The organism is Burkholderia sp. Bp8992, assembly GCF_003853705.1.
In the GTDB taxonomy this organism is placed as follows: Bacteria; Pseudomonadota; Gammaproteobacteria; order Burkholderiales; family Burkholderiaceae; genus Burkholderia.
In genome coordinates this window covers 186,374-211,583 of sequence record NZ_QTQI01000012.1, presented here as the reverse complement: position 1 = coordinate 211,583, position 25,210 = coordinate 186,374, and the positions used below count along the sequence as shown (strand labels likewise).

Here is a 25,210-nt window from a genome sequence, read left to right as displayed (position 1 = left end):
GGCGACGGGCCGCCCTGCGGGAACCGCGCTTACGGACGCGCGACGCTTGTCGCTTCGATGTACGCCTTGCGCTCGGCTGCCACGCGCTGCGCGGCCGGGCGCTCGCCAACCAGCTTCGCGTGCGCCTTCCAGTCGATGCCGGCGTCGAGCAGGAAATCGCGTCCGAATATGGCCTTCGTCGCCATCCCGATGACCGGCAGATGGACCCACGCGGCGATGTCCGCAAGGCCGAACGCGTCGCCGAGCACATACGGCGAAAACTGCGTCATCTGCTTGAACGCATCGATCGCGCGCGGCAGGCGCTTCTCGACGTGCGCCTTCATCCCGTCGCTGACCTTGCCGCCGAAAAACGCTTCCGTATAGACCTCTCGCGCCATCCATTCGAGATACAGCTCGAGTGTCTCGACCAGTTCGCGCACCTTCGCTGCCGCGAACGGGCTCGCCGGAAAAATGCCTTTCCCGGGATAGCGCGCGGCCAGGTATTCGATGATCGCCTGCGACTCGAACAGCGCGCCTTCCTCGGTCTTCAGGAACGGAATCTTGCCGAGCGGCGAATCGACGAGCTTGGCCGGATCGCTGATCGGCAAACCGCACACCGACTCCTCGAACGGGATGTCGTGCTCGAGCAGCACGAACTTCACCTTGTTGTAATAGTTGGACAACGGAATACCGCACAGCTGTAGCATCAAAGTCTCCTTCCTTGCTGAAGCGCGGCCTCAACAGTGCCGGCCGCATCGGGATTCATCGCGCTGAAAAGCACGTTCGTGCTAGTCTAAAGCAAGTTTTGCGTTCGCCCCGACAACATTACATCCGTTGCGACAGCCGTTCCGCCTGTCCACGCAACATACGCGGCGCCGCCGCGCCGCCATCCGATGGAGACACGCTCGCATGAGTGCTGAACTGCTGGCCTCGCGTCCGCCCGAGAGCGATTCGACGCTCGTCCTCACGCTGTCCAATCCCGGCGCGCGCAACGCGCTGCATCCCGACATGTACGCGGCCGGCATCGAAGCGATCGCCACCGCCGATCGCGATCCCGCGATTCGCGCGGTCGTCCTGACGGGCGCCGATCGCTTCTTCTGCGCCGGCGGCAACCTGAACCGCCTGCTCGAGAACCGTTCGAAGGATCCGTCCTACCAGGCCGACAGCATCGATCAGCTCGCCGCGTGGGTCACGGCGATCCGCGCGGCGACGAAACCGGTGATCGCGGCCGTCGAAGGCGCCGCCGCCGGCGCGGGCTTCTCGCTCGCGCTCGCGTGCGACCTGATCGTCGCCGCGCACGACGCGAAATTCGTGATGTCGTATGCGCGTGTGGGCCTGACGCCGGACGGCGGCGGTTCGTGGTTCCTCGCGCGCGCCCTGCCGCGCGCGATGGCGGCCGAGATCCTGTTCGAAGGTAAGCCGGTCACGGCCGAGCGGCTGCATGCGCTCGGCGTCGTCAACCGGCTCGCCGTGCCCGGCGCGGCACTGACGGACGCGCTCGCATGGGCCGAAACGCTCGCCGGCATTTCGCCGAACGCACTCTCGCGCATCAAGTCGCTGCTCGACGATGCGACGACGCAACCGCTCGAACCGCATCTCGGCACCGAGCGCGATCATTTCGTCACGTCGCTGCATCATGCGGACGGGCTCGAAGGCATTACCGCATTTCTCGAGAAACGCCAGCCGCGCTACAAGCGCTGATTCGCCCTGTCGCACCGGCGATCGAAGCCGCACGAAAATGTATCGAGACGCGCCGCGCACGACGTCGACGACACGCACCACGTCGCTGCGCGCACGCATCCGCAGGCACGATTCCGTCGCCAGCAGCCCGCGTCGATCCATGCTCTAATGACCGCCTGTCGCGGCGCTCCCGGCGCCGTTTTCGCGCATGCAACCAAGGAGTTGACGATGATCGACGTCTATAGCTGGGCGACCCCGAACGGCCACAAGGTACACATCATGCTCGAGGAAACGGGCCTCGCATACCGTGTTCATCCGGTCGATATCGGCGCGGGCGACCAGTTCGAGCCCGACTTCCTGAAGATCAGCCCGAACAACAAGATTCCGGCCATCGTCGATCCGGACGGCCCTGGCGGCAAGCCGATCTCGCTGTTCGAATCGGGTGCGATCCTGATCTATCTCGCGGAGAAGACCGGCAAGTTCCTGCCGGCCGATCCGGCCGCGCGCTATGCGACGCTCGAGTGGCTGATGTTCCAGATGGGCGGTGTCGGCCCGATGCTCGGACAGGCACACCACTTCCGCATGTATGCGCCGGAGAAGATCGAATACGCGGTCAACCGCTATACGAACGAAGCGAAGCGCCTGTACAACGTGATGGACAAGCGCCTCGGCGAATCGGAGTATCTCGCGGGCGACACGTACACGATCGCAGACATTGCGACGTTCCCGTGGACGCGTTCGTGGCAAAACCAGGGCATCGTGCTCGACGAGCTGCCGAACGTGAAGCGCTGGTTCGATGCGATCGCCGCGCGACCGGCCGTGCAGCGCGGCGTCGAAGTGCTCGCGTCGATGCGCAAGGCACTGCAGGACGACAAGGCGCGAGAAGTGCTGTTCGGCGCGACGCAATACGCGAAGCACTGACACGCATGTGACGTGACCGGCGGGGCGGCCGCCGTGCCTGCCGCCCCGCGCTTCAGAAGTAGTGTAGCGTGATGAACTCTGCCGCGCACACCGGCAGCGGCGCATCGGGACGCTCGGCCTGGATCGACACCGACCACGTCACCTGCACCCCGCCCTGCGCGGCGTCGGCGGTTTCCTTCACCGCAAACAGCGCGCGCACGCGTGCACCGACCGGCACGGGCTTCAGGAATCGCACGCGATTCAGCCCGTAGTTCACACCCATCTTCTGCTCGAAGCGCATCGCGTCGGTCATCAACGCAGGGATCAGCGACAGCGTCAGGAACCCGTGTGCGATCGGGCCGCCGAACGGCGACTCGCGTCGCGCGCGCTCGGGGTCGACGTGGATCCATTGATGATCGCCGGTCGCGTCGGCGAAACCGTCGACGCGAGGCTGGTCGATCGCGATCCAGCCGCTCGCGAGCGGCTCCGCGCCGACCCTCGCCTGCAGCGCCTGCGCCGACGCGATCAGCGGCAAGGTCACGCCCGTCATCCTTTCGTGCCTCCCGGATGGCGCAGCCCGAACAGCACCTTCGTATGCACGCTGATCACCGTCTCGCCGGCTTCGTTCACGCCGACCCACTCCGTCGACACGATGCCGCGGTCGGGCTTGCTCTCCGACACGCGCTTGTCGTGGACCTTCTGGTACATCGTGATCGTGTCGCCGGCCCGCACCGGCTTAAGCCAGCGGATCGAGTCGATGCCGGGCGAGCCCATGCTGGTCGAATCCGGCCCGAGCTTCTTGACGAGCAGGCTCATGAACACCGAGCACGTATGCCAGCCGCTCGCGACGAGGCCGCCGAAATGCGATGCCTTCCCCGCTTCTTCGTCGAGGTGAAACGGTTGCGGGTCATAGCGTTCGGCGAACGCCTTGATGTCGTCGGGCTCGAACGTGTAGCGGCCCACTTCGGTGGTGCTGCCCACCACCAGGTCTTCGTAACTGATACCCACTTGCAGGTCTCCTCGTCTGGGACGCTCGCGCGTCGCCGTCATGCTGCGTCGGTCTGCGCGAAATCGGGCAGCGCGGCGAAGCGGGCAAGATGATGATCGGTGTCGCCGAGCGTCGTCTCGATGATCGTCAGCCGCTTGAACAAATGCGCAGCGGCGACCTCGTTGGTCACACCCATGCCGCCGTGCAACTGGACGGCCTGCTGGCCGACGAAGCGCGCGGCCGCGCCGATCCGGGCCTTCGCGGCCGACACGGCCTTGCGCCGCGCATCGGCGTCGCCGCTCGCGTAACGCACTGCCGCCAGATAGGTCAGCGAACGCGCCTGCTCCGCGTGGATCAGCATGTCGACCATCCGGTGCTGCAGCGCCTGGAAGCGCGCGATCGGCACGCCGAACTGCTCGCGCGTCTTCGTGTATTCGACCGTCGCGCGATTCAGCTCGTCGAGCGCGCCGACCGCTTCCGCGCACAGCAGGAACGTCGCGTAATCGGCAATCTGCTCGAGCGCCGCCGCGTCGCGCGCACCACCCGTCAGCAGTCGGGCCGGCGTTTCGTTGAATTCGAGCGTTGCGGCACGCTGGCCGTCGATCGTCCGGTAGTCGGCCACCTTCGCGTTCGACGCATCGCGTTCGACGACGAAAAGGCCGATGCCGCCGCCATCGACGCGTGCCGGCACGATCCACGCCTGCACCTGTGCGCCGTGCTGAACGACCGACTTGATACCGGTCAGCCGGTACGTGCCGCCCTGTTCGTGCGCGTGCGTGTCGAGTTCGTACAGGTCGTAGCGCGCATGCGGCTCATGGAACGCCACCGCCAGCCGCTTCTGTCCCTGCGCGACCGCCTCCAGCAGCGCCGCATCCTCGCCTGCACCGGAGCCGGCGATGCGCAACGCCTCGACACCGACCGCGGTGGCCCAGTACGGCTCGATCACCAGCGCGCGGCCGAGCTCCTGCATCACGACCAGCATGTCGACCGGGCCGCCGCCGAAGCCGCCCTGCGCGTCCGGCACGGGCAGCGCGGTCAGCCCCAGTTCCGTGAACGCGCTCCATTGCGTGTCCGACACGCCCGTGTCGCTGCGCACAATCGCCTGGCGCGCCTCGAATCCGTATTGCTCGCCGAGATAACGGCGCAGCGCGTCGGAAAACTGCTGCTGCTCATCGGTAAAGCTGAAATCCATGGTTGTCTCCGTTCCCTGATCACAGCCCCAGAATCATCTGCGCGATGATGTTCTTCTGGATCTCGTTCGAGCCGCCGTAGATCGACGTCTTCCGGTAATTGAAGTAGTACGCGGCGAGCGGCGCCGCATCGTCGTCGCCCGCGATGCTGTGCTCGCGCTCGCCGTCGAGGAACGACACGTCGAATGGCGCGGCGAGCGGGCCGATCGCGTCGACCATCAGTTCGGTGAGCGCCTGCTGCACCTCGGTGCCCTTGATCTTCAGCATCGATGCCTCGGGGCCGGGCCCCTTGCCGCTCGTCTCACGGCTGACGACACGCAGCACCGTCACATCGAGCGCCATCAGCTCGACTTCGAGCGCCGCGACCTTCGCGGCAAATACCGGATCGGCGAGCAACGGCTTGCCGTTCTTGCGCTGGTTCGACGCCACGCGCTTCAGGAACGCGAGCTCGCGCTTCGACGCACCGACGCGCGCGATGCCGGTGCGCTCATGGCCGAGCAGATATTTCGCATAGGTCCAGCCGCGGTTCTCGTCGCCCACGAGGTTTTCGACCGGCACCTTCACGTCCTCGAAGAACACTTCGTTGACCTCGTGGTCCTCGTCGAGCATGACGATCGGGCGCACCGTGATGCCGGGCGTCTTCATGTCGATCAGCAGGAACGAGATGCCCTCCTGCTTCTTCGCGGCCGGATCGGTGCGCACGAGGCAGAACATCATGTCGGCGTACTGGCCGAGCGTCGTCCAGGTCTTCTGGCCGTTGACGACATAGTGGTCGCCGTGGCGCTCGGCGCGCGTGCGCAACGACGCGAGGTCGGATCCCGAACCGGGCTCCGAGTAACCCTGGCACCACCAGTCGGAACCGTCGAGTATGCGCGGCAGATAGTGCCGCTTCTGTGCTTCGCTGCCGTACTTCATCAGCACCGGCGCGACCATCGACACGCCGAACGGCAACACGGTCGGCGCACCGATCCGTGCGCACTCCTCGTCCCAGATGTGCCGCTGCGTCGCGTTCCAGCCCGGGCCGCCGTATTCGACGGGCCAGGCAGGCGCGGACCAGCCGCGCTGGCCGAGAATCCGGTGCCAGCTCGCGAAATCCTCGCGGTCGAGTCGTTTGTGATCGAGTACCTTGGCGCGCAGTGCGCGAGGCAGGTTGGCCTCGAGCCAGGCGCGGACGTCAACGCGGAATGCGTCGTCGGCGGGTGAATAATCCAGATCCATGCGCAGTGTCTCCTGTCCGCGGCCGTCCGGCCCGGCAAAGACACACTGCGTACGTCATTGCAGCGGTTCTTTCAGCGCGGCTGGAATCGGCAGCGGCATCACGTCGATGCCTTCTTCGGCCAGGGATTGCGCATCTTCCGGCGTCGTGACGCCACGAATGCTGCGTGCGGGCGCCTCGTTGTAATGGATGCGCCGCGCTTCCTCGGCGAAGCGCTCGCCCACGTTCTCGGTCTTCTCCAGCACCTCGCGCAGCGCGCGCATCACCTGCGCCTGCAGCGCACGCGGATCGGCCGGCCGGGCCTGCGTCGCGCCCGACAGGTTCAGGCGCGGTGCCGACGGCAGACGGTTGACCTCGGTCGTCCCGCACACCGGACATTCGACCAGCTTGCGGGACAACTGCGCTTCGAATTCATCGGCGGAAGCGAACCAGCCTTCGAACCGATGACCGTGCGGGCACTGTAAATCGAGGACCTTCATGCTGAATCAGGGCGTGTGACGAGTGTAGCGCAAAAAGCGAGTTTGTGAACGATCGTGCTAAATCCGGATCGCGCGGCAGGAACGCACCGCGTCACCGGATTGTAACGCGGCGCCCCACCCGCTGCTGACGCCCCGCTCAGGGCGTCACGACCGGCCCGAGCGGCCAGGTGCCGGACAGCACCTTGTCGAGCCACATCGTGCCGATGATCGTCTTCACGTCGGTGATCTGGCCCGTGCGCACCCATTCCTGCAGGTCGGCCTGCGTGGCGGTAAAGGTTTCGAGGAATTCGCCTTCGTCGAGCTTGCGCTCGCCGGCCGTGAGCCCGCGCGCCAGGTACAGGTCGATGAATTCGGTCGAGTAGGAAATGATCGGGTGAATGCGGGCCAGGAACACGTATTCGCGTGCCGTATAACCCGTTTCCTCGCGCAGCTCGCGCACGGCACACGCAAGCGCACCTTCGTTCGGATCGAGCTTGCCGGCCGGGAATTCGGCCATTACCTTGCCGATCGGGTAGCGATACTGGCTTTCCATCAGCACGCGGCCGTCGTCGAACAGCGGGATCACCATCACCGCGCCCGGATGCTGGACGTATTCGCGCGTGGCCTTCTTGCCGTCCGGCAGACGGACGGTGTCGCGCTTGAGCTTGAGGAACGAGCCTTCGAAAATCGCCTCGCTCTCGAGGCAGGTTTCGGTGAGTGCGGCGTCGTGATTGGGTAGTTCGGCCATCGGCGGCTCCTGAATTGAGCGCGACGGACGGCCGGAGCCGTCAGCGTCGTTTGACGAGATACTGGAACGTGAAGCCGGGGAACGCGAACACGATGAAGAGACTGAACGTGATCGCGTAAAACTGCCAGCCCTGTTCGAAGCGGTTGCCGGCGCGCGACTCGAGCCAGAAGCCGAGCGCGCCGACAACGAAGTACAGCACGATCAGCTCGCCGATCCGCACCCACGCACTCTTCTTCGCCGCGCCGAACGGCACGACGGCGAAGAGGCGTTGGTTCAGGAACGGCAGGTTGGCGCACACGAGCGCCAACAGCACGATAAACCAGCCGGCTGCCGACATTACAGCGGCAGCGTGTGACGGATTGCCTGCAGGCAGGCCGTCAGCAGCGGGCTCGGGATCAGGCCGAGCACGACGACCGCCAGGCCGTTCAGCACGAGGATCGTGCGCTTGCAGAAATCACCCGAGATCGGCGTCGAGTCCTGCGGTGCATCGAAGTACATCAGCTTCACGATGCGCAGGTAGTAGAACGCGCCGAACAGCGACGTGATCACGGCCAGCACGGCCAGCCACGTGAGGCCCGCGTTGACGGTCGCCTCGAGCACGGCCAGCTTCGCGTAGAAGCCGACGGTCGGCGGGATGCCGGCCAGCGAGAACATCATGACCATCATCACGAACGCGAACACCGGGCTGCGCTTGTTGAGGCCCTTGAAGTCGTCGATCGTCTCTGCTTCGAAATCGCGGCGTGCGAGCAGCATCACCACGCCGAACGAGCCGAGCGTCGTGATCAGGTAGACGATCGCGTAGAACATCGCCGAGCTGTACGCATTCGCCGGTGCCGTCGCGTCGCCCTTCACGATGCCTGCGAGCAGGCCGAGCAGCACGAAGCCCATGTTCGAGATCGCCGAGTACGCGAGCATCCGCTTGATGTTGCGCTGGACGATACCGGTGATGTTACCGACGATCAGCGACAGCGCCGCGAGGATCACGAGCGCGGTCTGCCAGTTCTGTGCAAGCGGCAGCAGGCCCATCACCAGGAAACGCAGGCCCCACGCGAACGCGGCAACCTTCGGGCCGCCGCCGACGAACAGCGTCATCGCGGTCGGTGCACCCTGGTAGACGTCCGGCACCCACATGTGGAACGGCACGGCGCCGAGCTTGAAGGCAATACCGGCGACGACGAAGACCACCCCGAACATCAGCACGGCTGCGTCGGTGTTGCCGCCGACGGCCTTGTACACCTCGCCCAGCTCGAGCGAGCCGGTCGCGCCGTAGAGCATCGAGATGCCGTACAGCACGAAGCCCGATGCGAGTGCGCCCAGCACGTAGTACTTCATCGCGGCTTCGCTCGACTGCGCGGCGTCGCGGCGCAGCGCGATGACGGCGTACAACGACAGCGACATCAGTTCGAGACCGAGGTACAGCGTCAGGAAGTTGTTGCCCGACACCATGACCAGCTGGCCGAGCAGCGAGAACATGCCGAGCAGGAAGACGTCGCCGCGGAACATGTCGCGATCTTCGAGGTACTTGCGCGAATAGACGAGCGAGACCGCGAAACCGAACGACACGACCGCCTTCATCATGCTCGCGAACGAGTCGACGACGATCATCTTCGAGAAGAAGTAGTACTGCTGCGGGTCGAGCGCCTGCACCGCGAACCACACGCCGGCGACGACCGACGAAACGACCGCGATCAGATAGGTCAGGCGGCGGCCGGAAGCACCGGTAAAGGTATCGTTCAGCCATGCGACGACGATGGCGGCCATCACCAGCGCGTCAGGCAACAGGACATTCATAGGAGCGTTCATGATCTTGAGTTCCTCCGCTCGCGATTACTGGGCCAGCGGCAGCTTCGACTGCGCGACATGGGAGAGGAGGTTTTCCACGGAAACGTGCATCACGTCGGTGAAAGGCTTCGGATACAGGCCCATCAGCATCGTGAACGCGGCAAGCACGGCCAGCATCAGGAATTCGCGACGGCCGATGTCCTTCAGCTTGGCAACGTGATCGTTCGCCACCGCGCCGAAGTACACGCGCTTGTACATCCACAGCGTGTAAGCCGCGCCGAGGATCAGCGTGAACGCCGCGCCGAAGGCGATCCAGAAGTTGTACTGGACGGCCGCGAGAATCACCATGAACTCGCCGACGAAACCCGAGGTACCCGGAAGGCCGCAGTTGGCCATCGAGAACAGCATCGCGAATGCCGCGAACTTCGGCATCACGTTGACGACGCCGCCGTAATCGGCGATCTGGCGCGAGTGCACGCGGTCGTACAGCACGCCGATGCAGAGGAACATCGCGCCCGACACGAAGCCGTGCGAGATCATCTGGATGATCGCGCCTTCGACGCCGAGCTGGTTGAAGATGAAGAAACCGAGCGTGACGAAGCCCATGTGCGCGATCGACGAATACGCGACCAGCTTCTTCATGTCGGACTGCACCATCGCGACGAGGCCGATGTAGATCACCGCGATCAGCGACAGCGTGATCACGACCGGTGCCAGGAAGTGGCTCGCGTCAGGCGTGATCGGCAGCGAGAAGCGCAGGAAACCGTACGCGCCGAGCTTCAGCATGATCGCAGCCAGCACGACCGAGCCGCCCGTCGGCGCTTCCACGTGCGCATCCGGCAGCCACGTGTGCACCGGCCACATCGGCACCTTCACCGCGAACGCGAGGAAGAACGCGATGAACAGCAGGATCTGCGGCGTCATCGCGATCTTCGCGTTCTGCCACGTCGCGAGGTCGAACGAGTGCGTTTCCGTGTACAGGTAGATCAGCGCGACCAGCATCAGCAGCGAGCCGGCCAGCGTGTACAGGAAGAACTTGAACGCCGCATACACGCGGTTCGGGCCGCCCCACACGCCGATGATGATGTACATCGGGATCAGGGTCGCTTCGAAGAACACGTAGAACAGCAGGCCGTCGGCCGACGAGAACACGCCGATCATGATCCCGGACAGGATCAGGAAGGCCGCGAGGTATTGCGCGACGTTCTCGGTGATCACTTCCCACGCGGCGATCACGACGATCACCGTGATCAGCGCGGTCAGCACGACGAACCACATCGAGATGCCGTCGACGCCGAGGTGATAGGCGATGTCGAAACGTTCGATCCAGGTCGACTTCTCGACGAACTGCAGCGCAGCCGTGCTCGAGTCGAAGCCCGTGATCAGCGGGATCGTGACCGCGAGACCGAGCAGCGAGCCGATCAGCGCGACCCAGCGGGCCGTTCCCGGATTTTTGTCGTTACCCACCGCGAGTACCAGGAGGCCGAAAACGATCGGCAACCAGATCGCGGTACTGAGAATCGGAAAAGCGTGCATTGTTCTTGTCCCCTCGCCTTATTTGCCGCCGAGCGTTACAAACAGGGTCAGGAGCCCCAGCATGCCGATGATCATGGCGAACGCGTAGTGATAGATGTAACCGGATTGGAGGAAGCGGATCACGCTGGCGAACCAGCCGATGAACCGGGCGCTGCCGTTGACGAGGCCGTCGATCACCACGACGTCACCTTCCTTCCACAGGCCGCGGCCGATCGCCACCGAACCACGGGCGAACACCACTTCGTTGATCTTGTCCATGTAGTACTTGTTGTCCAGCAGCGTGTAGATCGGGCCGAACGCGCGGCGGATCGACGCCGGCAGTTCCGGACGCTTCAGGTACAGGAACCAGGCGACGACGACACCGGCGAGCGCGAGCCAGACCGGCAGGCCCGACACCGAGTGCAGGCCCATGCCCACCCAGCCGTGGAACTCCTCGGCCATCTCGGCCAGCGCCGGATGGTTTTCACCGATGAAGATCACCTTGTCGAATGCGACGCCGTGCTGGAAGAAGTCGCCGAACAGCATCGGGCTGATCGCGATCGCACCGATGATGACCGACGGGATCGCCAGCAGGACCAGCGGCACCCACACGACCCACGGGGTCTCGTGCGGCTCGTGCGCGTGGTCGTCATGACCGTGGCCATGGCCGTGGTCATCGTGGCCGTGCGCGGCCGCCATGCCCATCGGCGATTCCGGATGCTTCGGCTTGCGGAAACGCTCTTCGCCGTGGAACACCAGGAAGTACATGCGGAACGAGTACAGCGCCGTGACGAACACGCTCGCGACGACCGCGAAGTACGCGAAGCCCGAACCCGGCAGGTGCGACAGCTTCACCGCGTCGATGATCGAGTCCTTCGAGTAGAAGCCCGAGAAGAACGGCGTACCGATCAGCGCGAGCGAACCGACGAGCGACGTGATCCACGTGATCGGCATGTACTTGCGCAGGCCGCCCATGTTGCGCATGTCCTGGTCGTGGTGCATGCCCATGATGACCGAGCCGGCGCCGAGGAACAGCAGCGCCTTGAAGAACGCGTGCGTCATCAGGTGGAACACGGCGACCGGGTAAGCGGACACGCCGAGCGCGACGGTCATGTAGCCGAGCTGCGACAGCGTCGAGTATGCGACCACGCGCTTGATGTCGTTCTGGACGATGCCGAGGAAGCCCATGAAGAGCGCCGTGATCGCGCCGATCACCGTGATGAACGACAGCGCGGTATCCGACAGCTCGAACAGCGGCGACATGCGCGACACCATGAAGATGCCGGCCGTCACCATCGTCGCCGCGTGAATCAGCGCCGAGATCGGGGTCGGGCCTTCCATCGAGTCCGGCAGCCACACGTGCAGCGGGAACTGGGCCGATTTACCCATCGCGCCGATGAACAGGCAGATACAGGCAACGGTCAGCAGGCCCCAGTCGGTGCCCGGGAAGTGCAGGCTCGCGAGTTCCGCGCGCTTCGCGAACACTTCGCCGTAGTTCATCGAGCCGGCGAACGCGAGCAGCAGGCCGATGCCGAGCAGGAAGCCGAAGTCGCCCACGCGGTTCACGAGGAACGCCTTCATGTTCGCGTAGATCGCGCTCTCACGCGTGAAGTAGAAGCCGATCAGCAGGTACGACACCAGACCCACCGCTTCCCAGCCGAAGAACAGCTGCAGGAAGTTGTTGCTCATCACGAGCATCAGCATCGAGAACGTGAACAGCGAGATGTACGAGAAGAAGCGCTGGTAGCCGTCTTCCTCCGCCATGTAACCGATCGTGTACACGTGCACCATCAGCGAGACGAAGGTCACGACGACCATCATCATCGCGGTCAGCGAATCCACGAGGAAGCCGACTTCGAGTTTCAGCGAACCGACGTTCATCCATTCGTAGACGGTCGCGTTGAAGCTTGCGCCGCCCATCACGTCGAAGAAGACTTTCGCCGACAGGAGGAACGCGATCATTACGCCGAGGATCGTGATCCGGTGTGCGCCCTTGCGCCCGACTGCGTTCCCGAACAGCCCCGCAATCAGCGAGCCGGCCAGCGGAGCGAGCGGAATCGCCAGCAGCAGGTTTTCATTGAGTGTCGTTGACATAACAGCGTTGCCTGAAATTAACCTTTGAGCTGATCGAGATCCTCGACATTGATCGTGTCGAGCTTACGGAACAGGGTCACCAGAATCGCGAGGCCGATCGCGGCTTCCGCTGCGGCGACGGTCAGCACGAAGAACACGAAGATCTGGCCGTGCACATCGCCGAGGTAATGCGAGAACGCGACGAAGTTGGTATTCACCGCCAGCAGCATCAGCTCGATCGACATCAGAATGATGATGACGTTGCGGCGGTTCAGGAAGATCCCGACGATCGCGATCGCAAACAGGATCGCGCCGAGCACAAGGTAGTGAGCAAGAGTCAGCATGATTTTCTTTTCCTCCGCTTAGCCGTTGGTGCCCGAACCGGCTTCGCTCTGCGCCGTTTCCGGCTGCGGCTTTTCCGCTTCCATCTTCACGAGGCGCACGCGGTCGTTGCGGTGCACCTTGACCTGATCCGACACGCGCTGGCGCTTGCTGTCCTTGCCCTTGCGCTCGGTCAGCCCGATGGCGGCAATGATCGCGACCAGCAGCACGAGGCCGGCGATTTCAAACGCGAAGATGTAGTCGGTGTAGATGACCTTGCCGATCAGGCGCGTGTTCGACCAGTTGGCCATCTCGCCCGTCGCCATCGCGTGCACCGTGTGCGTGTCGCCGTAGCCGCGCCACAGGATCAGCGCGGTCTCGATCACGATGATCGCGCCGACCACGGTCGCCATCGGAACGAAACGCTTGAAGTCGCGGCGCAGGTAGTCGATGTTGATGTCCAGCATCATCACGACGAACAGGAACAGCACCATCACGGCGCCCACGTAGACCAGCACCAGCAGGATCGCGAGGAATTCCGCTTCCAGCAGCATCCAGATCGCGGCGGCGTTGAAGAACGCCAGCACAAGGAAAAGCGCAGACGCCACCGGGTTGCGCGAAGTGATCACCTTCAGCCCTGATACCACCAGGAGCAGCGCGAAGATGTAGAACAGTACGGTCGTGAATTCCATGATTACCGGTTCATCGTTAGGCCATAGTCAGGCGCGGCTTGCGGGACGCTCTCGCGTGCCGCACCCGTCGCGGCGGCTCGGCCCTGGCTTCGGGCCGGCACTGCAAACACAATCAACGATACGGCGCGTCGGCAGCCTTCGCCGCGGCGATGTCCTTCTCGTAGCGATCGCCCACCGCGAGCAGCATTTCCTTCGTGAAATACAGGTCGCCGCGCTTTTCGCCGTGGTACTCGAGAATCTGCGTCTCGACGATCGAATCGACCGGGCAGCTCTCTTCGCAGAAACCGCAAAAGATGCACTTCGTCAGGTCGATGTCGTAGCGCGTCGTGCGGCGCGTGTTGTCCGCGCGCGTTTCCGATTCGATCGTGATCGCCAGCGCGGGGCACACGGCCTCGCACAGCTTGCACGCGATGCAGCGCTCCTCGCCGTTTTCGTAGCGGCGCAGTGCATGCAGACCGCGGAAACGCGGCGAGATCGGGGTCTTTTCTTCCGGGAACTGCACGGTGACCTTGCGCTTGAACGTGTAACGACCGGTCAGCGCGAGCCCCTTCAGCAGCTCGGTCAGGAAGAAAGTCTTAAAGAAGTGTTGGATAGCCGTCATGATTTCGTCCTTACTTCACCCAGATGTTCAGCGGCGACATCATCCAGAAGCCAACCACGATCACCCAGATCACCGTGACGGGCAGGAACACCTTCCAGCCCAGGCGCATGATCTGGTCGTAACGGTAGCGCGGGAACGTCGCGCGGACCCAGATGAACACCGACAGCAGTGCGAAGACCTTCAGCACCAGCCAGAAGATGCCCGGGATGAACGACAGGAATTCGAACGGTGCGTCCCAGCCGCCGAGGAACAGCGTCGCGGCCAGCGCCGAGATCACGATCATGTTGATGTACTCGGCGAGGAAGAACAGCGCGAACGCCATGCCCGAGTAATCGATCATGTGACCCGCGACGATCTCCGACTCCCCTTCCACCACGTCGAACGGGTGGCGGTTCGTTTCGGCGATGCCCGAGATGAAGTACACGACGAACGCCGGCAGCAGCGGCAGCCAGTTCCACGACAGGAAGTTCACGCCGTGGCCCGCGAAGAAGCCGTGCTGTTGCGAACCGACGATTTCGGACAGGTTCAGGCTGCCGGCCGTCATCAGCACCAGCACCAGCGCGAAGCCCATCGAGATTTCGTACGACACCATCTGTGCCGCGGCGCGCATCGCGCCGAGGAACGCGTACTTCGAGTTCGATGCCCAGCCCGCCAGAATCACCGCGTACACGCCGATCGACGAGATCGCCATCGCGTACAGCAGGCCCGCGTTCACGTTCGCGAGGACCGCTTCGGCCTGGAACGGAATCACGGCCCACACGGCGAACGCCGGCACGACGGTCATGACCGGCGCGATCAGGTACAGCCAGCGGCTGGCCGCGCTCGGCTGAATGACTTCCTTCAGCAGCAGCTTCAGCACGTCGGCGATCGGCTGCAGCAGGCCGCCGGGGCCGACGCGGTTCGGGCCGAGACGCACGTGCATCCAGCCGATCAGCTTGCGTTCCCACAGAATCAGGTACGCGACGCACAGCAGGATGACGACGGAGACGACGAGGATGCGCACGACTGCCCACACCGTCGGCCACGCGAAGCCGAGAAGCTCGGCCCCGCCCGCGTTGATCGTATCGAACAAGCTCATTTACGCCTTCTCCACCACCAGTTCACCGGACAGGCTGCCGAGCGCTGCGCCGGCAGGCGTCGCCGCCGACACGCGAACGACCGTCTCCGCAAGATTCGCGTCGCGCACGGCCGGCAACTGCACCGCACGCTCGCCCTGGCGCACGCGCACGGCGTCGCCTTCCTTCAAGCCCAGCTTGTCGAACAGCGCGGCCGGCAGGGCTGCGGCATTCGCCGCCTTCGCGGCGGTCGTCAGGTGCAGCGCACCTGCACGGCGCACGAGCGCGTCGGCGTGATAGATCGGTACATCGGCCAGGCGCTCGAAACCGCCGTTCGCGGCGTTCGCCGCGGCGCGCACCGGCGCGACCGACGTCTGGTTCGACAGGCGGCCTGCGACGCCGGCGTCGCCGAGTGCCGCGACACGCACTTCTTCCGCGGTCTCGTATTCGAAGTTCGGCAGGCCGAGCAGGCTGCCGAGCACGCGCAGCACCTTCCAGCCCGGACGCGTGTCGCCGAGCGGGCGCACGACGCCGTTGAAGCTCTGCACGGTGCCTTCCGCGTTGACGTACGTGCCGGCCGTTTCCGTAAACGGCGCAACCGGCAGCAGCACGTCGGCGTAGTCGAGGCCGTGCTTGAACGGCGACATCACGACGACCATTTCGGCCTGGTTCAGCGCGGCCAGTGCCTGCGCCGGATCGGCGGTGTCGAATTCCGGCTCGACGTTCAGCAGCACGTAGCCCTTGCGCGGCTGCGCGAATGCTTCACGTGCATTCAGGCCGCCTTCGCCCGGCAGTGCGCCGACGACGTGCGCGCCGACCGTGTTCGCCGCTTCCGTCAGGAAGCCGAACGTGGCGCCGGTGTTGTCGGCGATCCACTTGGCGACGGCGTGCAGCTTCGCGAATTCCGGGTGACGGACCGCAACGTTGCCGAGCAGCACCGCACGGCGTTCGCCGTTCGAGAGCGACTGCGCGACAGCCTGGGCGGCCGGCGATGCGGTGACGCCTGCCAGCGCGTCGGGCAGCGCGACGCCGCGCAGTTGCGCGACGGCCGCGGCGATGCCGGCCAGCTCGTCGAGCCATGCGGACGGTGCAGCGACGATGCGTTGCGCGGTCGGGATCAGTGCGTCGTCACCGGTCGCGTGCAGGAAGTGCAGCTTCGCACCGTTCTTCGCAGCCTGACGCAGGCGCGACGCGAACAGCGGGTGGTCGCGGCGCAGGAACGAACCGACGACGAACGCGGCATCCACGTTCGACAGGTCGGCGATCGGCATGCCGAGCCACGGTGCACCCTGGACCGGCGCCGAGAAATCCTGCTGACGCAGACGGAAGTCGACGTTCGGCGTCTTCAGTTCGTTGGCGAGCTGCTTCACGAGGAACAGCTCTTCAGCGGTGCTGTGCGCGCTCGCGAGCATCGCCAGCGCGTTCGCGCCGTGATCCGCGGCGATGCCCTTCAGGCCCTTCGCGACGTATTCGAGCGCGGTCTGCCAGTCGGTTTCGATCCACTGGCCGCCCTGCTTCAGCATCGGCTTCGTCAGGCGCTCTTCGCTGTTGAGGCCTTCATACGAGAAGCGGTCCTTGTCCGAGATCCAGCATTCGTTGATCGCTTCGTTCTCGAACGGCAGCACGCGCATCACGCGGTTGTTCTTCACCTGCACGACGAGGTTCGCGCCGACGGAATCGTGCGGGCTCACCGACTTGCGGCGCGACAGTTCCCACGTACGGGCGCTGTAGCGGAACGGCTTGCTGGTCAGCGCGCCGACCGGGCACAGGTCGATCATGTTGCCCGACATTTCGGAATCGACCGTCTTGCCGACGAACGTCGTGATTTCCGAGTGCTCGCCGCGGCCCAGCATGCCGAACTCCATCACGCCGGCGATTTCCTGGCCGAAGCGGACGCAGCGCGTGCAGTGGATGCAGCGCGACATTTCTTCCATCGAGATCAGCGGGCCCACGTTCTTGTGGAACACCACGCGCTTTTCTTCCGAGTAGCGCGACGAGGACTTGCCGTAGCCGACCGCCAGATCCTGCAGCTGGCATTCGCCGCCCTGATCGCAGATCGGGCAATCGAGCGGGTGATTGATGAGGAGGAATTCCATCACCGACTGCTGCGCCTTCACAGCCTTGTCGGACTGCGTGTGGACGATCATGCCGGCCGACACGGGGGTCGCGCAGGCTGGCACGGCCTTCGGCATCTTCTCGACTTCGACGAGACACATCCGGCAGTTGGCCGCAACCGACAGTTTCTTGTGATAGCAGAAGTGAGGAATGTACGTATCCGCCTTGTGCGCAGCCTGGATCACCATGCTGCCTTCGGGCACCTCGACCTTCTTGCCGTCTATTTCAAGTTCAACCATGATGGTGAATGGTCCTTAACCTATTTCCGCCCGTTCGCGCCTTCGCCCGACCGTGCGCTCAAATTCCGCAACCGGGTTCGCTTCAGGCTGCCGCCGCGTGCGCGTGGCCGCCGACCATGCAGTGCTTGTGCTCGACGTGGTACGCGAATTCGTCCCAGTAGTGCTTGAGCATCCCGCGCACCGGCATCGCCGCCGCATCGCCGAGTGCACAGATCGTGCGGCCCATGATGTTCTCGGCCACCGAGTTCAGCAGGTCCAGATCTTCCTGGCGCCCTTCGCCGTGTTCGATACGGTTCACGACGCGATACAGCCAGCCGGTGCCTTCACGGCACGGCGTGCACTGGCCGCACGATTCCTCGTAATAGAAGTACGACAGGCGCAGCAGCGAGCGCACCATGCAACGCGTCTCGTCCATCACGATCACCGCGCCCGAGCCGAGCATCGAGCCGGCCTTCGCGATCGAATCGTAGTCGAGATCCGTCTGCATCATGATGTCGCCCGGGATCACCGGCGCCGACGAACCGCCCGGAATCACGGCCTTGATCTTCTTGCCGCCGCGCATCCCGCCGGCGAGCTCCATCAGCGTCGCGAACGGCGTGCCGAGCGGCACTTCGTAGTTGCCCGGACGCTCGACGTCGCCCGACACCGAGAAAATCTTCGTGCCGCCGTTGTTCGGCTTGCCGATCTCGAGGTAGTTCTGCGGCCCGATGGACAGCAGGAACGGCACCGCCGCGAACGTCTCGGTGTTGTTGATCGTGGTCGGCTTGCCGTACACGCCGAAGCTCGCCGGGAACGGCGGCTTGAAGCGCGGCTGGCCCTTCTTGCCTTCGAGCGACTCGAGCAGCGCCGTTTCCTCGCCGCAGATGTACGCGCCGTAACCGTGGTGCGCGTGCAGCTGGAACGAGAATTCCGAGCCCATGATGTGGTCGCCGAGGAACCCGGCTGCGCGCGCTTCATCGAGCGCGGCTTCGAAGCGTCGATACACTTCGAAGATTTCGCCGTGGATGTAGTTGTAGCCGACGGTGATGCCCATTGCATATGCGCCGATGGCCATGCCTTCGATCAGCGCGTGCGGGTTCCAGCGCAGGATGTCGCGATCCTTGAACGTACCCGGTTCGCCTTCGTCCGAGTTGCAGACGAGGTACTTCTGCCCCGGGAACTGGCGCGGCATGAAGCTCCACTTCAGGCCGGTCGGGAAGCCCGCACCGCCGCGGCCGCGCAGGCCCGACGCCTTCACGTCGGCGATCACCTGCTCGGGCGGAATCTTTTCTTCGAGAATGCGGCGCAGCTGCTTGTAGCCGCCGCGTGCAACGTAATCTTCGAGATGCCAGTTCTCGCCGTTCAGACCAGCGAGGATCAGCGGTTTGATGTGACGGTCGTGGAGGGACGTCATTTCGAGAGCTCCTCAAGCAGCTGGTCGATCTTCTCGCGGCTCATGAAGCTGCACATTCTGTGATTGTTCACCAGCAGCACCGGCGCATCGCCGCACGAGCCCATGCATTCGCCTTCCTTCAGCGTGAACTTGCCGTCGGGCGTGGTCTCGCCGAAGCCGATGCCGAGCTTCTGTTTCAGGTAGTCGGCAGTCGCTTCCGCGCCGCCGTGCGGGCCGAGCTGGCACGGCAGGTTCGTACAGAGCGTGATCTTGTGCTTGCCGACCGGGTTGAGCTCGTACATCGTGTAGAACGTCGCGACTTCCTGCACGGCAACGGCCGGCATGCCGAGATAGTCCGCGACGAACTGCATCAGTTCGGGCGACAGCCAGCCGTGCTCTTCTTGAGCCACGGCCAACGCCGACATCACGGCGGACTGTTTCTGATCGGCGGGATACTTCGTCAACGCTCGATCGATTTCCTTCAGGCCTTCAGCTGAGATCATTTTCAGACACGACTCTTTCAATTCCTACCGAACGAACAACCTGCCGCACACTGGGGTGCATGGACGGCAGACCTGGCGCTCACTCTGTTGACAGCTTGCGAAGCCGCGCCGGTTCAGCGCGCATCGCGTGTGACTTACTGCTCGCCGCCCGCTCGCGCAGGCGGCGCAACCATTAGCGATCGATCTCGCCGAACACGATGTCCTGCGTACCGATGATCGTGACGGCGTCGGCGATCATGTGACCGCGCGCCATTTCGTCGAGCGACGCCAGGTGAGCGAAACCCGGTGCGCGAATCTTGAGGCGATACGGCTTGTTGGCACCGTCCGACACGAGGTAGATGCCGAATTCACCCTTCGGATGCTCGACCGCCGCGTACGCTTCGCCTTCCGGCACATGAAAACCTTCGGTGAAGAGCTTGAAGTGGTGAATCAAGTCTTCCATGTTGGTCTTCATGCCGACGCGCGACGGCGGGGCAACCTTGTGATTGTCCGTCATCACCGGGCCCGGATTCTTGCGGAGCCACTCAATACACTGTTTCGCGATGCGGATCGACTGGCGCATTTCTTCGACGCGCACCAGATAGCGGTCGTAGCAATCGCCGTTCACGCCGACCGGCACGTCGAAATCGATGCGATCGTACACTTCGTACGGCTGCTTCTTGCGCAGATCCCATGCGATACCCGAGCCGCGCAGCATCGGGCCCGTCAGGCCCATCTGCAGCGCACGTTCCGGGCTGACCACGCCGATCCCGACCAGACGCTGCTTCCAGATCCGGTTGTCGGTGAGCAGCGTTTCGTATTCGTCGACGCACTTCGGGAAGCGCGTGAAGAAGTCGTCGATGAAGTCGAGCACCGAGCCGCTGCGCGCTTCGTTCATCTTCGCGAGCGCCTTCTCGTTGCGAATCTTCGACGCCTTGTATTGCGGCATTGCGTCAGGCAGGTCGCGGTAGACGCCGCCCGGACGGTAGTACGCCGCGTGCATCCGGGCGCCGGACACAGCCTCGTACACGTCCATCAGGTCTTCGCGTTCGCGGAAGGCGTACAGGAACACGGCCATCGCGCCGACGTCGAGTGCGTGCGCGCCGATCCACATCAGGTGGTTCAGCACGCGCGTGATCTCGTCGAACAGCACGCGGATGTACTGCGCGCGCTCCGGCACGTCGATGCCGAGCAGCTTCTCGATCGCGAGCACGTAGCCGTGCTCGTTGACCATCATCGACACGTAGTCGAGACGGTCCATGTACGGCACGGACTGGATGAAGGTCTTGGATTCCGCGAGCTTTTCCGTCGCGCGGTGCAGCAGGCCGATGTGCGGATCGGCACGCTGGATGACTTCGCCGTCGAGCTCGAGCACGAGGCGCAGCACGCCGTGCGCTGCCGGGTGCTGCGGGCCGAAGTTGAGCGTGTAGTTCTTGATTTCTGCCATGACGCCCCCTTAATGTTTCAGACCGCCATAGCGATCCTCGCGGATCACGCGCGGCGTGATTTCGCGCGGCTCGATCGTCACCGGCTGGTACACGACCCGCTTCTCTTCCGGGTCGTAACGCATTTCGACGTAGCCCGACACCGGGAAGTCCTTGCGGAACGGGTGACCGATGAAGCCGTAGTCGGTGAGGATGCGACGCAGGTCGGGGTGGCCTTCGAACACGATGCCGTACAGGTCGAACGCTTCACGCTCGTACCAGTTCGCGGAGGTCCAGATGTCGACCAGCGATGCCACGATCGGCAGGTCGTCGTCCGGCGCGAATGCGCGCAGGCGCAGGCGCCAGTTGTTCGTGACCGACAGCAGGTGCGACACGGCCGCGAAACGCGGGCCGTCGTAGGCGCCGTCGCCGAAGGTCTGGTAGTCGACGCCGCAGAGATCGATCAGCTGCTCGAAACGGAGCTTCGGATCGTCGCGCAGCGTCTTTGCGACTTCGAGGTAATCGCTCGCCTTCACGACGAGCGTCAGTTCACCGATCGCTTCGGTGAGGCTCACCACGCGCGCGCCGAGCGCGGCTTCGAGGTTTGCCTTGAGGGTCTCGATTTTGCTTGCCATATTGAGGGGACGCTCGGGGCTTTATTGACGGGCGATGGTATTGGTGCGGCGGATCTTCGCCTGAAGCTGGATCACGCCATAGACCAGCGCCTCGGCCGTGGGCGGACAGCCCGGCACGTAGACGTCGACCGGCACGATCCGGTCGCAACCGCGGACCACCGAATACGAGTAGTGGTAGTAACCGCCACCGTTCGCGCACGATCCCATCGAGATCACCCAGCGCGGCTCGGCCATCTGGTCGTACACGCGACGCAGCGCCGGCGCCATCTTGTTGCACAGCGTGCCGGCGACGATCATCACGTCCGACTGACGCGGACTCGGACGGAACACGACCCCGAACCGGTCCAGGTCATAACGGGCCGCGCCCGCATGCATCATCTCGACGGCGCAACACGCGAGCCCGAACGTCATCGGCCACAGCGAGCCGGTACGCGTCCAGTTGATCAGCTTGTCAGCCGTCGTGGTGACAAACCCTTCCTTCAAGACCCCTTCGATACTCATTTGCTTTCCACTCCAGACGAGCGACCGAGCGTGGCCGCCCATGCAAACCGGCGATTAACCCATCACTCCCAGTCGAGGCCGCCTTTCTTCCAGATATAGGCAAAGCCCAGCAGGAATTCGAGCAGAAAAATCATCATTGCGATGAAACCCGGCCAGCCGATGTCCCGGAGCGCGACGCCCCACGGAAACAGGAATGCGGTTTCGAGATCGAAGATGATGAACAGGATGGCGACGAGGTAATACCGGACGTCGAATTTCATCCGGGCGTCTTCAAAGGCTTCGAAGCCGCACTCGTACGGTGCGTTCTTCTCGACGTCCGGCTTGTTGGGACCCAGGAGCTTGCCGATGCTGACCAGCGCTATACCTAAACCAGTGCCCACGAGGAGGAACAACAAGACGGGGTAATAGGCTGCGAGGTTCAAGGCAATCCTCTATCGGTTGGTTCTGAGCGTCCGGAGAATACCACTTCCGGCGGAAGGAATCATTTCGGAGTGCAGGCGATCGCAAGACAACCGCAAGCACACCCCAGAAATGAAAAATGCCAGCCACTAGAAGCGGCTGGCATTGAGTAACTTTGGTGCCGACGGCGAGACTCGAACTCGCACAGCTTTCGCCACTACCCCCTCAAGATAGCGTGTCTACCAATTTCACCACGTCGGCACTGCATGCAACTCGGGTTGTGCTGCTTGTTTCCCGCGAATCGCTTCAAGAATTAAATTCTAACCCGAGTTCCAGATTTGTTCAACGCACAAACGCAAAAAATTTAACTTTTTATTTCGGGACATCCTGGCCCGGCGCGCTTGCAGCCGAACCCGCAACAGCGGCGGATGCCGCGACTGCCGGTGCCGATGCTGCAGGCGCCGATGCCGGTGCGGTCGCTACCGCGCCGAGCACGCCGGCCGACGGCGTCGACTTGTACGAACCGAGGTACGTCAGCGCGAGCGTCGCGACGAAGAAGATCGTCGCGAGAATGCCCGTCGTGCGCGACAGGAAGTTCGCCGACCCCGTCGCACCGAACAGGCTGCCCGACGCGCCGCTGCCGAACGCGGCGCCCATGTCGGCACCCTTGCCGTGCTGCAGCAGCACGAGACCAATCACACCGAGTGCAGACAGCACCTGCACCACAATAATCAGCGTCTTGAATAACAGCATCACACCCACCCGATTGGATCGGGCGACCGGACCGTCCGGCCGCCGTCATGGTTCAATTCGATCTCGGACCGCTTATCGCGCGGCCCGGCAGATCGCCAGGAAATCTTCCGCCTTCAACGACGCGCCGCCGATCAGGCCGCCGTCGATGTCCGGCTGCGCGAACAGCTCTTCCGCGTTGTCCGGCTTCACGCTGCCGCCGTACAGCACGGATACGTCCGCCGCACCCTTCGCCGCGAGGCGCGCGCGCAGGAACGCGTGCACGTCCTGCGCCTGCGCCGACGTCGCGCTCTTGCCCGTGCCGATCGCCCAGACCGGCTCGTACGCGACGACGATGCGGGCAGCCTCGTCGGCCGTCAGCACGGCCAGCACCGCGTCGAGCTGCGCACCGACGACCTGCTCGGTCGCACCCGACTCGCGCTCGGCGAGCGTCTCGCCGACGCACACGACCGGCGTGAGGCCGGCTGCGAGCGCGCGCTGCGTCTTCGCCGCGACCGTCTCGTTGCTTTCGCGGTGATACGCGCGGCGCTCCGAGTGACCGACGATCGCATAGCGTGCGCCGAACTCCGCGACCATCGCGGCCGCCACTTCGCCGGTGAACGCGCCCTGTTCGTGCGCGGACACGTCCTGCGCGCCCCAGGCGACACGGCCGCCATCGAGCTGCGCGTGAACCTGCGCGAGATACGGGAACGGCACGCACACGCCGACCGACGTTTCGGCCGCCACCGCGCCTACACCCTGCACCACTTCGTTCAGCAACGCCTGGTTGCCGGCCAGCCGGCCGTGCATCTTCCAGTTGCCGATCACCCGCTTAGTTCTCTGTTTCGACATCGTGTCTGTCTCGTCACCGCTTGGTCATTAACGCGCCGGAAACCGGCCGTCAGGTTTGATCTGGCGAAGCAAACCCGCGATTTTACTGCGCACGGCTTGAACCGGTCAAACCGCGCATGTCAAGCCCGGCCACACGGGCCGTCAGGCGTTCGTACCCCAATCGAGGACGATCTTGCCGGTGTGCTCGCTGCTTTCCATCAGCGCATGCGCCTGCGCGGCGTCCGCGGCCGGCAGCACGCGATAGATCACCGGCTTGATGCGGCCGTCGGCGATCAGCGGCCACACGCGCGCCTTCAGTTGCGCGGCGATGCGCGCCTTGAACTCGACCGGGCGCGGCCGCAGCGTCGAACCCGTGATGGTCAGCCGGCGGCGCAGGATCTCGCTCAGGTTGACGTCGGCCTTCGCGCCGCCGAGCAGCGCGATCAGCACGAGACGGCCACCGTCCGCGAGCGCGGACAGCTCGCGCGGCACGTACGAGCCCGCCACCATGTCGAGGATCACGTCGACGCCGCGATCGTGCGTCAGCGACTTCACGACCTCGACGAAGTCTTCGGTCTTGTAGTTGATCGCACGTTCGGCGCCGAGCGCCTCGCACGCGCGGCATTTGTCGGCGGTGCCGGCCGTCGCGAACACGCGAAAGCCGAGCGCATGCGCGATCTGGATGGCCGTCACGCCGATGCCGCTCGAGCCGCCCTGAACCAGCAGCGTCTCCTGCTCGCCGCCTTCGCCCGCGCCGAGCCCCGCACGGTCGAACACGTTGCTCCACACGGTGAAGAACGTTTCGGGCAGCGACGCGGCCTCGATATCGGTGAGCCCGTCGGGCACGGGCAGGCATTGCGGCAGCGGTGCGACCGCGTATTCGGCGTAACCGCCGCCCGCGAGCAGCGCGCACACGCGATCGCCCAGCTTCAGGCCGAACGGGTTCAGCGCGACATCGGACAGATCGCCGCCGACGATTTCGCCCGCCACCTCGAGCCCCGGCAGATCCGACGCACCCGGCGGCGGCGCATAGGCACCCTTGCGCTGGAACACGTCGGGCCGGTTCACGCCGGAAGCCGCCACCTTGATCAGCACCTCGCCGCGCTTCGGTTCGGGGCGCGGACGCTCCGCAAGCTTCAGCACGTCGGGGGCGCCGAATTCGGTGATTTCGATGGCTTTCATGGTGAGGGAGGCTCCAGGATCGGAATCGGATGGCACGCCCGCGCGCACGGCACGAGCGCCTCGCCGGCGCTGCTGCGCCGCACAACGATGCTACAGAAAAAAC

The 25,210-nt window shown here is 64.3% G+C and carries 27 protein-coding genes and 1 tRNA gene; 2 read left to right on the top strand and 26 right to left on the bottom strand.

All coding sequences use genetic code 11. The features are described from left to right. Positions 1-29 precede the first annotated feature (29 nt). A complete protein-coding gene (locus DIE03_RS19485; protein ID WP_124453100.1) occupies positions 30-686 on the bottom strand; it encodes a glutathione S-transferase in 657 nt (218 codons plus the stop codon). A 202-nt stretch (positions 687-888) separates the two neighbouring features. On the opposite strand from DIE03_RS19485, the gene DIE03_RS19480 reads away from it, so the two are divergent. Then, complete coding sequence (locus tag DIE03_RS19480; protein WP_124453098.1) at positions 889-1,680, top strand: oxepin-CoA hydrolase, alternative type; 792 nt, start codon at positions 889-891, stop codon at positions 1,678-1,680. A gap of 207 nt (positions 1,681-1,887) precedes the next feature. Further along, positions 1,888-2,580 (top strand): glutathione binding-like protein, encoded by a 693-nt coding sequence (locus tag DIE03_RS19475; protein WP_124453096.1) that lies wholly within the window; start codon positions 1,888-1,890, stop codon positions 2,578-2,580. 52 nt (positions 2,581-2,632) lie between these two features. Here DIE03_RS19475 and DIE03_RS19470 read toward each other — a convergent pair whose 3' ends face one another. The 25 genes from DIE03_RS19470 to DIE03_RS19350 form a co-directional block, all read right to left on the bottom strand. Then, positions 2,633-3,109: a MaoC family dehydratase gene (locus tag DIE03_RS19470; protein WP_124453094.1), complete on the bottom strand. Its 477-nt coding sequence runs from the start codon at positions 3,107-3,109 to the stop codon at positions 2,633-2,635. Beyond that, positions 3,106-3,567 (bottom strand): MaoC family dehydratase, encoded by a 462-nt coding sequence (locus DIE03_RS19465; protein WP_124453092.1) that lies wholly within the window; start codon positions 3,565-3,567, stop codon positions 3,106-3,108. Before DIE03_RS19465 ends, DIE03_RS19470 begins: the two co-directional genes overlap by 4 nt. Positions 3,568-3,605: 38 nt before the next feature. Continuing rightward, a complete protein-coding gene (locus DIE03_RS19460) occupies positions 3,606-4,739 on the bottom strand; it encodes an acyl-CoA dehydrogenase family protein (RefSeq protein WP_124453090.1) in 1,134 nt (377 codons plus the stop codon). 19 nt (positions 4,740-4,758) lie between these two features. Beyond that, entirely contained in the window at positions 4,759-5,955 is a 1,197-nt protein-coding gene (locus DIE03_RS19455; protein WP_124453088.1) for an acyl-CoA dehydrogenase family protein, read from the bottom strand. A 54-nt stretch (positions 5,956-6,009) separates the two neighbouring features. Continuing rightward, positions 6,010-6,432, bottom strand: coding sequence for a DUF1178 family protein (locus tag DIE03_RS19450; protein WP_034190812.1), 423 nt, complete (start codon positions 6,430-6,432; stop codon positions 6,010-6,012). A gap of 136 nt (positions 6,433-6,568) precedes the next feature. Further along, entirely contained in the window at positions 6,569-7,159 is a 591-nt protein-coding gene (locus DIE03_RS19445; RefSeq protein WP_124453087.1) for an NUDIX domain-containing protein, read from the bottom strand. Between the two features lie 40 nt (positions 7,160-7,199). Then, a complete protein-coding gene (locus tag DIE03_RS19440) occupies positions 7,200-7,496 on the bottom strand; it encodes a DUF2818 family protein (protein WP_034184896.1) in 297 nt (98 codons plus the stop codon). Further along, positions 7,496-8,950 carry an NADH-quinone oxidoreductase subunit NuoN gene (gene nuoN, locus DIE03_RS19435; protein WP_185658183.1) on the bottom strand — a complete coding sequence of 485 codons (1,455 nt, stop codon included), beginning with the start codon at positions 8,948-8,950 and terminating at the stop codon, positions 7,496-7,498. Before nuoN ends, DIE03_RS19440 begins: the two co-directional genes overlap by 1 nt. A 36-nt stretch (positions 8,951-8,986) precedes the next feature. Beyond that, positions 8,987-10,477 (bottom strand): NADH-quinone oxidoreductase subunit M, encoded by a 1,491-nt coding sequence (locus DIE03_RS19430; protein ID WP_059233608.1) that lies wholly within the window; start codon positions 10,475-10,477, stop codon positions 8,987-8,989. Between the two features lie 18 nt (positions 10,478-10,495). Further along, positions 10,496-12,550 (bottom strand): NADH-quinone oxidoreductase subunit L, encoded by a 2,055-nt coding sequence (gene nuoL / locus DIE03_RS19425; RefSeq protein WP_124453083.1) that lies wholly within the window; start codon positions 12,548-12,550, stop codon positions 10,496-10,498. Between the two features lie 17 nt (positions 12,551-12,567). Beyond that, a complete protein-coding gene (gene nuoK / locus DIE03_RS19420) occupies positions 12,568-12,873 on the bottom strand; it encodes an NADH-quinone oxidoreductase subunit NuoK (RefSeq protein WP_006478272.1) in 306 nt (101 codons plus the stop codon). Between the two features lie 18 nt (positions 12,874-12,891). Beyond that, a complete protein-coding gene (locus DIE03_RS19415) occupies positions 12,892-13,542 on the bottom strand; it encodes an NADH-quinone oxidoreductase subunit J (protein ID WP_124453081.1) in 651 nt (216 codons plus the stop codon). Between the two features lie 112 nt (positions 13,543-13,654). Further along, positions 13,655-14,143 carry an NADH-quinone oxidoreductase subunit NuoI gene (nuoI, locus tag DIE03_RS19410; protein ID WP_124453079.1) on the bottom strand — a complete coding sequence of 163 codons (489 nt, stop codon included), beginning with the start codon at positions 14,141-14,143 and terminating at the stop codon, positions 13,655-13,657. Positions 14,144-14,153: 10 nt separating this feature from the next. Beyond that, complete coding sequence (nuoH, locus tag DIE03_RS19405) at positions 14,154-15,221, bottom strand: NADH-quinone oxidoreductase subunit NuoH (RefSeq protein ID WP_059233605.1); 1,068 nt, start codon at positions 15,219-15,221, stop codon at positions 14,154-14,156. After that, positions 15,222-17,552, bottom strand: a complete 2,331-nt coding sequence (gene nuoG, locus DIE03_RS19400) for an NADH-quinone oxidoreductase subunit NuoG (protein ID WP_124453077.1) — start codon at positions 17,550-17,552, stop codon at positions 15,222-15,224. 82 nt (positions 17,553-17,634) lie between these two features. After that, complete coding sequence (nuoF, locus tag DIE03_RS19395) at positions 17,635-18,945, bottom strand: NADH-quinone oxidoreductase subunit NuoF (protein WP_034184889.1); 1,311 nt, start codon at positions 18,943-18,945, stop codon at positions 17,635-17,637. Further along, positions 18,942-19,427: an NADH-quinone oxidoreductase subunit NuoE gene (gene nuoE / locus DIE03_RS19390; protein ID WP_006756903.1), complete on the bottom strand. Its 486-nt coding sequence runs from the start codon at positions 19,425-19,427 to the stop codon at positions 18,942-18,944. The genes nuoF and nuoE overlap by 4 nt, the downstream gene beginning before the upstream one ends. 172 nt (positions 19,428-19,599) lie before the next feature. Next, on the bottom strand, positions 19,600-20,853 hold the full coding sequence (locus DIE03_RS19385) for an NADH-quinone oxidoreductase subunit D (RefSeq protein ID WP_124453075.1): 1,254 nt from the start codon (positions 20,851-20,853) through the stop codon (positions 19,600-19,602). Positions 20,854-20,862: 9 nt separating this feature from the next. Beyond that, a complete protein-coding gene (locus DIE03_RS19380) occupies positions 20,863-21,465 on the bottom strand; it encodes an NADH-quinone oxidoreductase subunit C (protein WP_006478264.1) in 603 nt (200 codons plus the stop codon). 21 nt (positions 21,466-21,486) lie between these two features. Further along, positions 21,487-21,966: an NADH-quinone oxidoreductase subunit B family protein gene (locus DIE03_RS19375; protein WP_006398799.1), complete on the bottom strand. Its 480-nt coding sequence runs from the start codon at positions 21,964-21,966 to the stop codon at positions 21,487-21,489. A 62-nt stretch (positions 21,967-22,028) separates the two neighbouring features. After that, positions 22,029-22,388 carry an NADH-quinone oxidoreductase subunit A gene (locus DIE03_RS19370; protein ID WP_006398798.1) on the bottom strand — a complete coding sequence of 120 codons (360 nt, stop codon included), beginning with the start codon at positions 22,386-22,388 and terminating at the stop codon, positions 22,029-22,031. A gap of 153 nt (positions 22,389-22,541) precedes the next feature. Beyond that, positions 22,542-22,626, bottom strand: a tRNA-Leu gene (locus DIE03_RS19365). A 111-nt stretch (positions 22,627-22,737) separates the two neighbouring features. Beyond that, entirely contained in the window at positions 22,738-23,118 is a 381-nt protein-coding gene (gene secG, locus DIE03_RS19360) for a preprotein translocase subunit SecG (protein WP_124453073.1), read from the bottom strand. Between the two features lie 72 nt (positions 23,119-23,190). Next, complete coding sequence (gene tpiA / locus DIE03_RS19355; protein ID WP_124453071.1) at positions 23,191-23,946, bottom strand: triose-phosphate isomerase; 756 nt, start codon at positions 23,944-23,946, stop codon at positions 23,191-23,193. Between the two features lie 141 nt (positions 23,947-24,087). Continuing rightward, a complete protein-coding gene (locus DIE03_RS19350) occupies positions 24,088-25,107 on the bottom strand; it encodes an NAD(P)H-quinone oxidoreductase (protein ID WP_124453069.1) in 1,020 nt (339 codons plus the stop codon). Positions 25,108-25,210 lie beyond the last annotated feature (103 nt).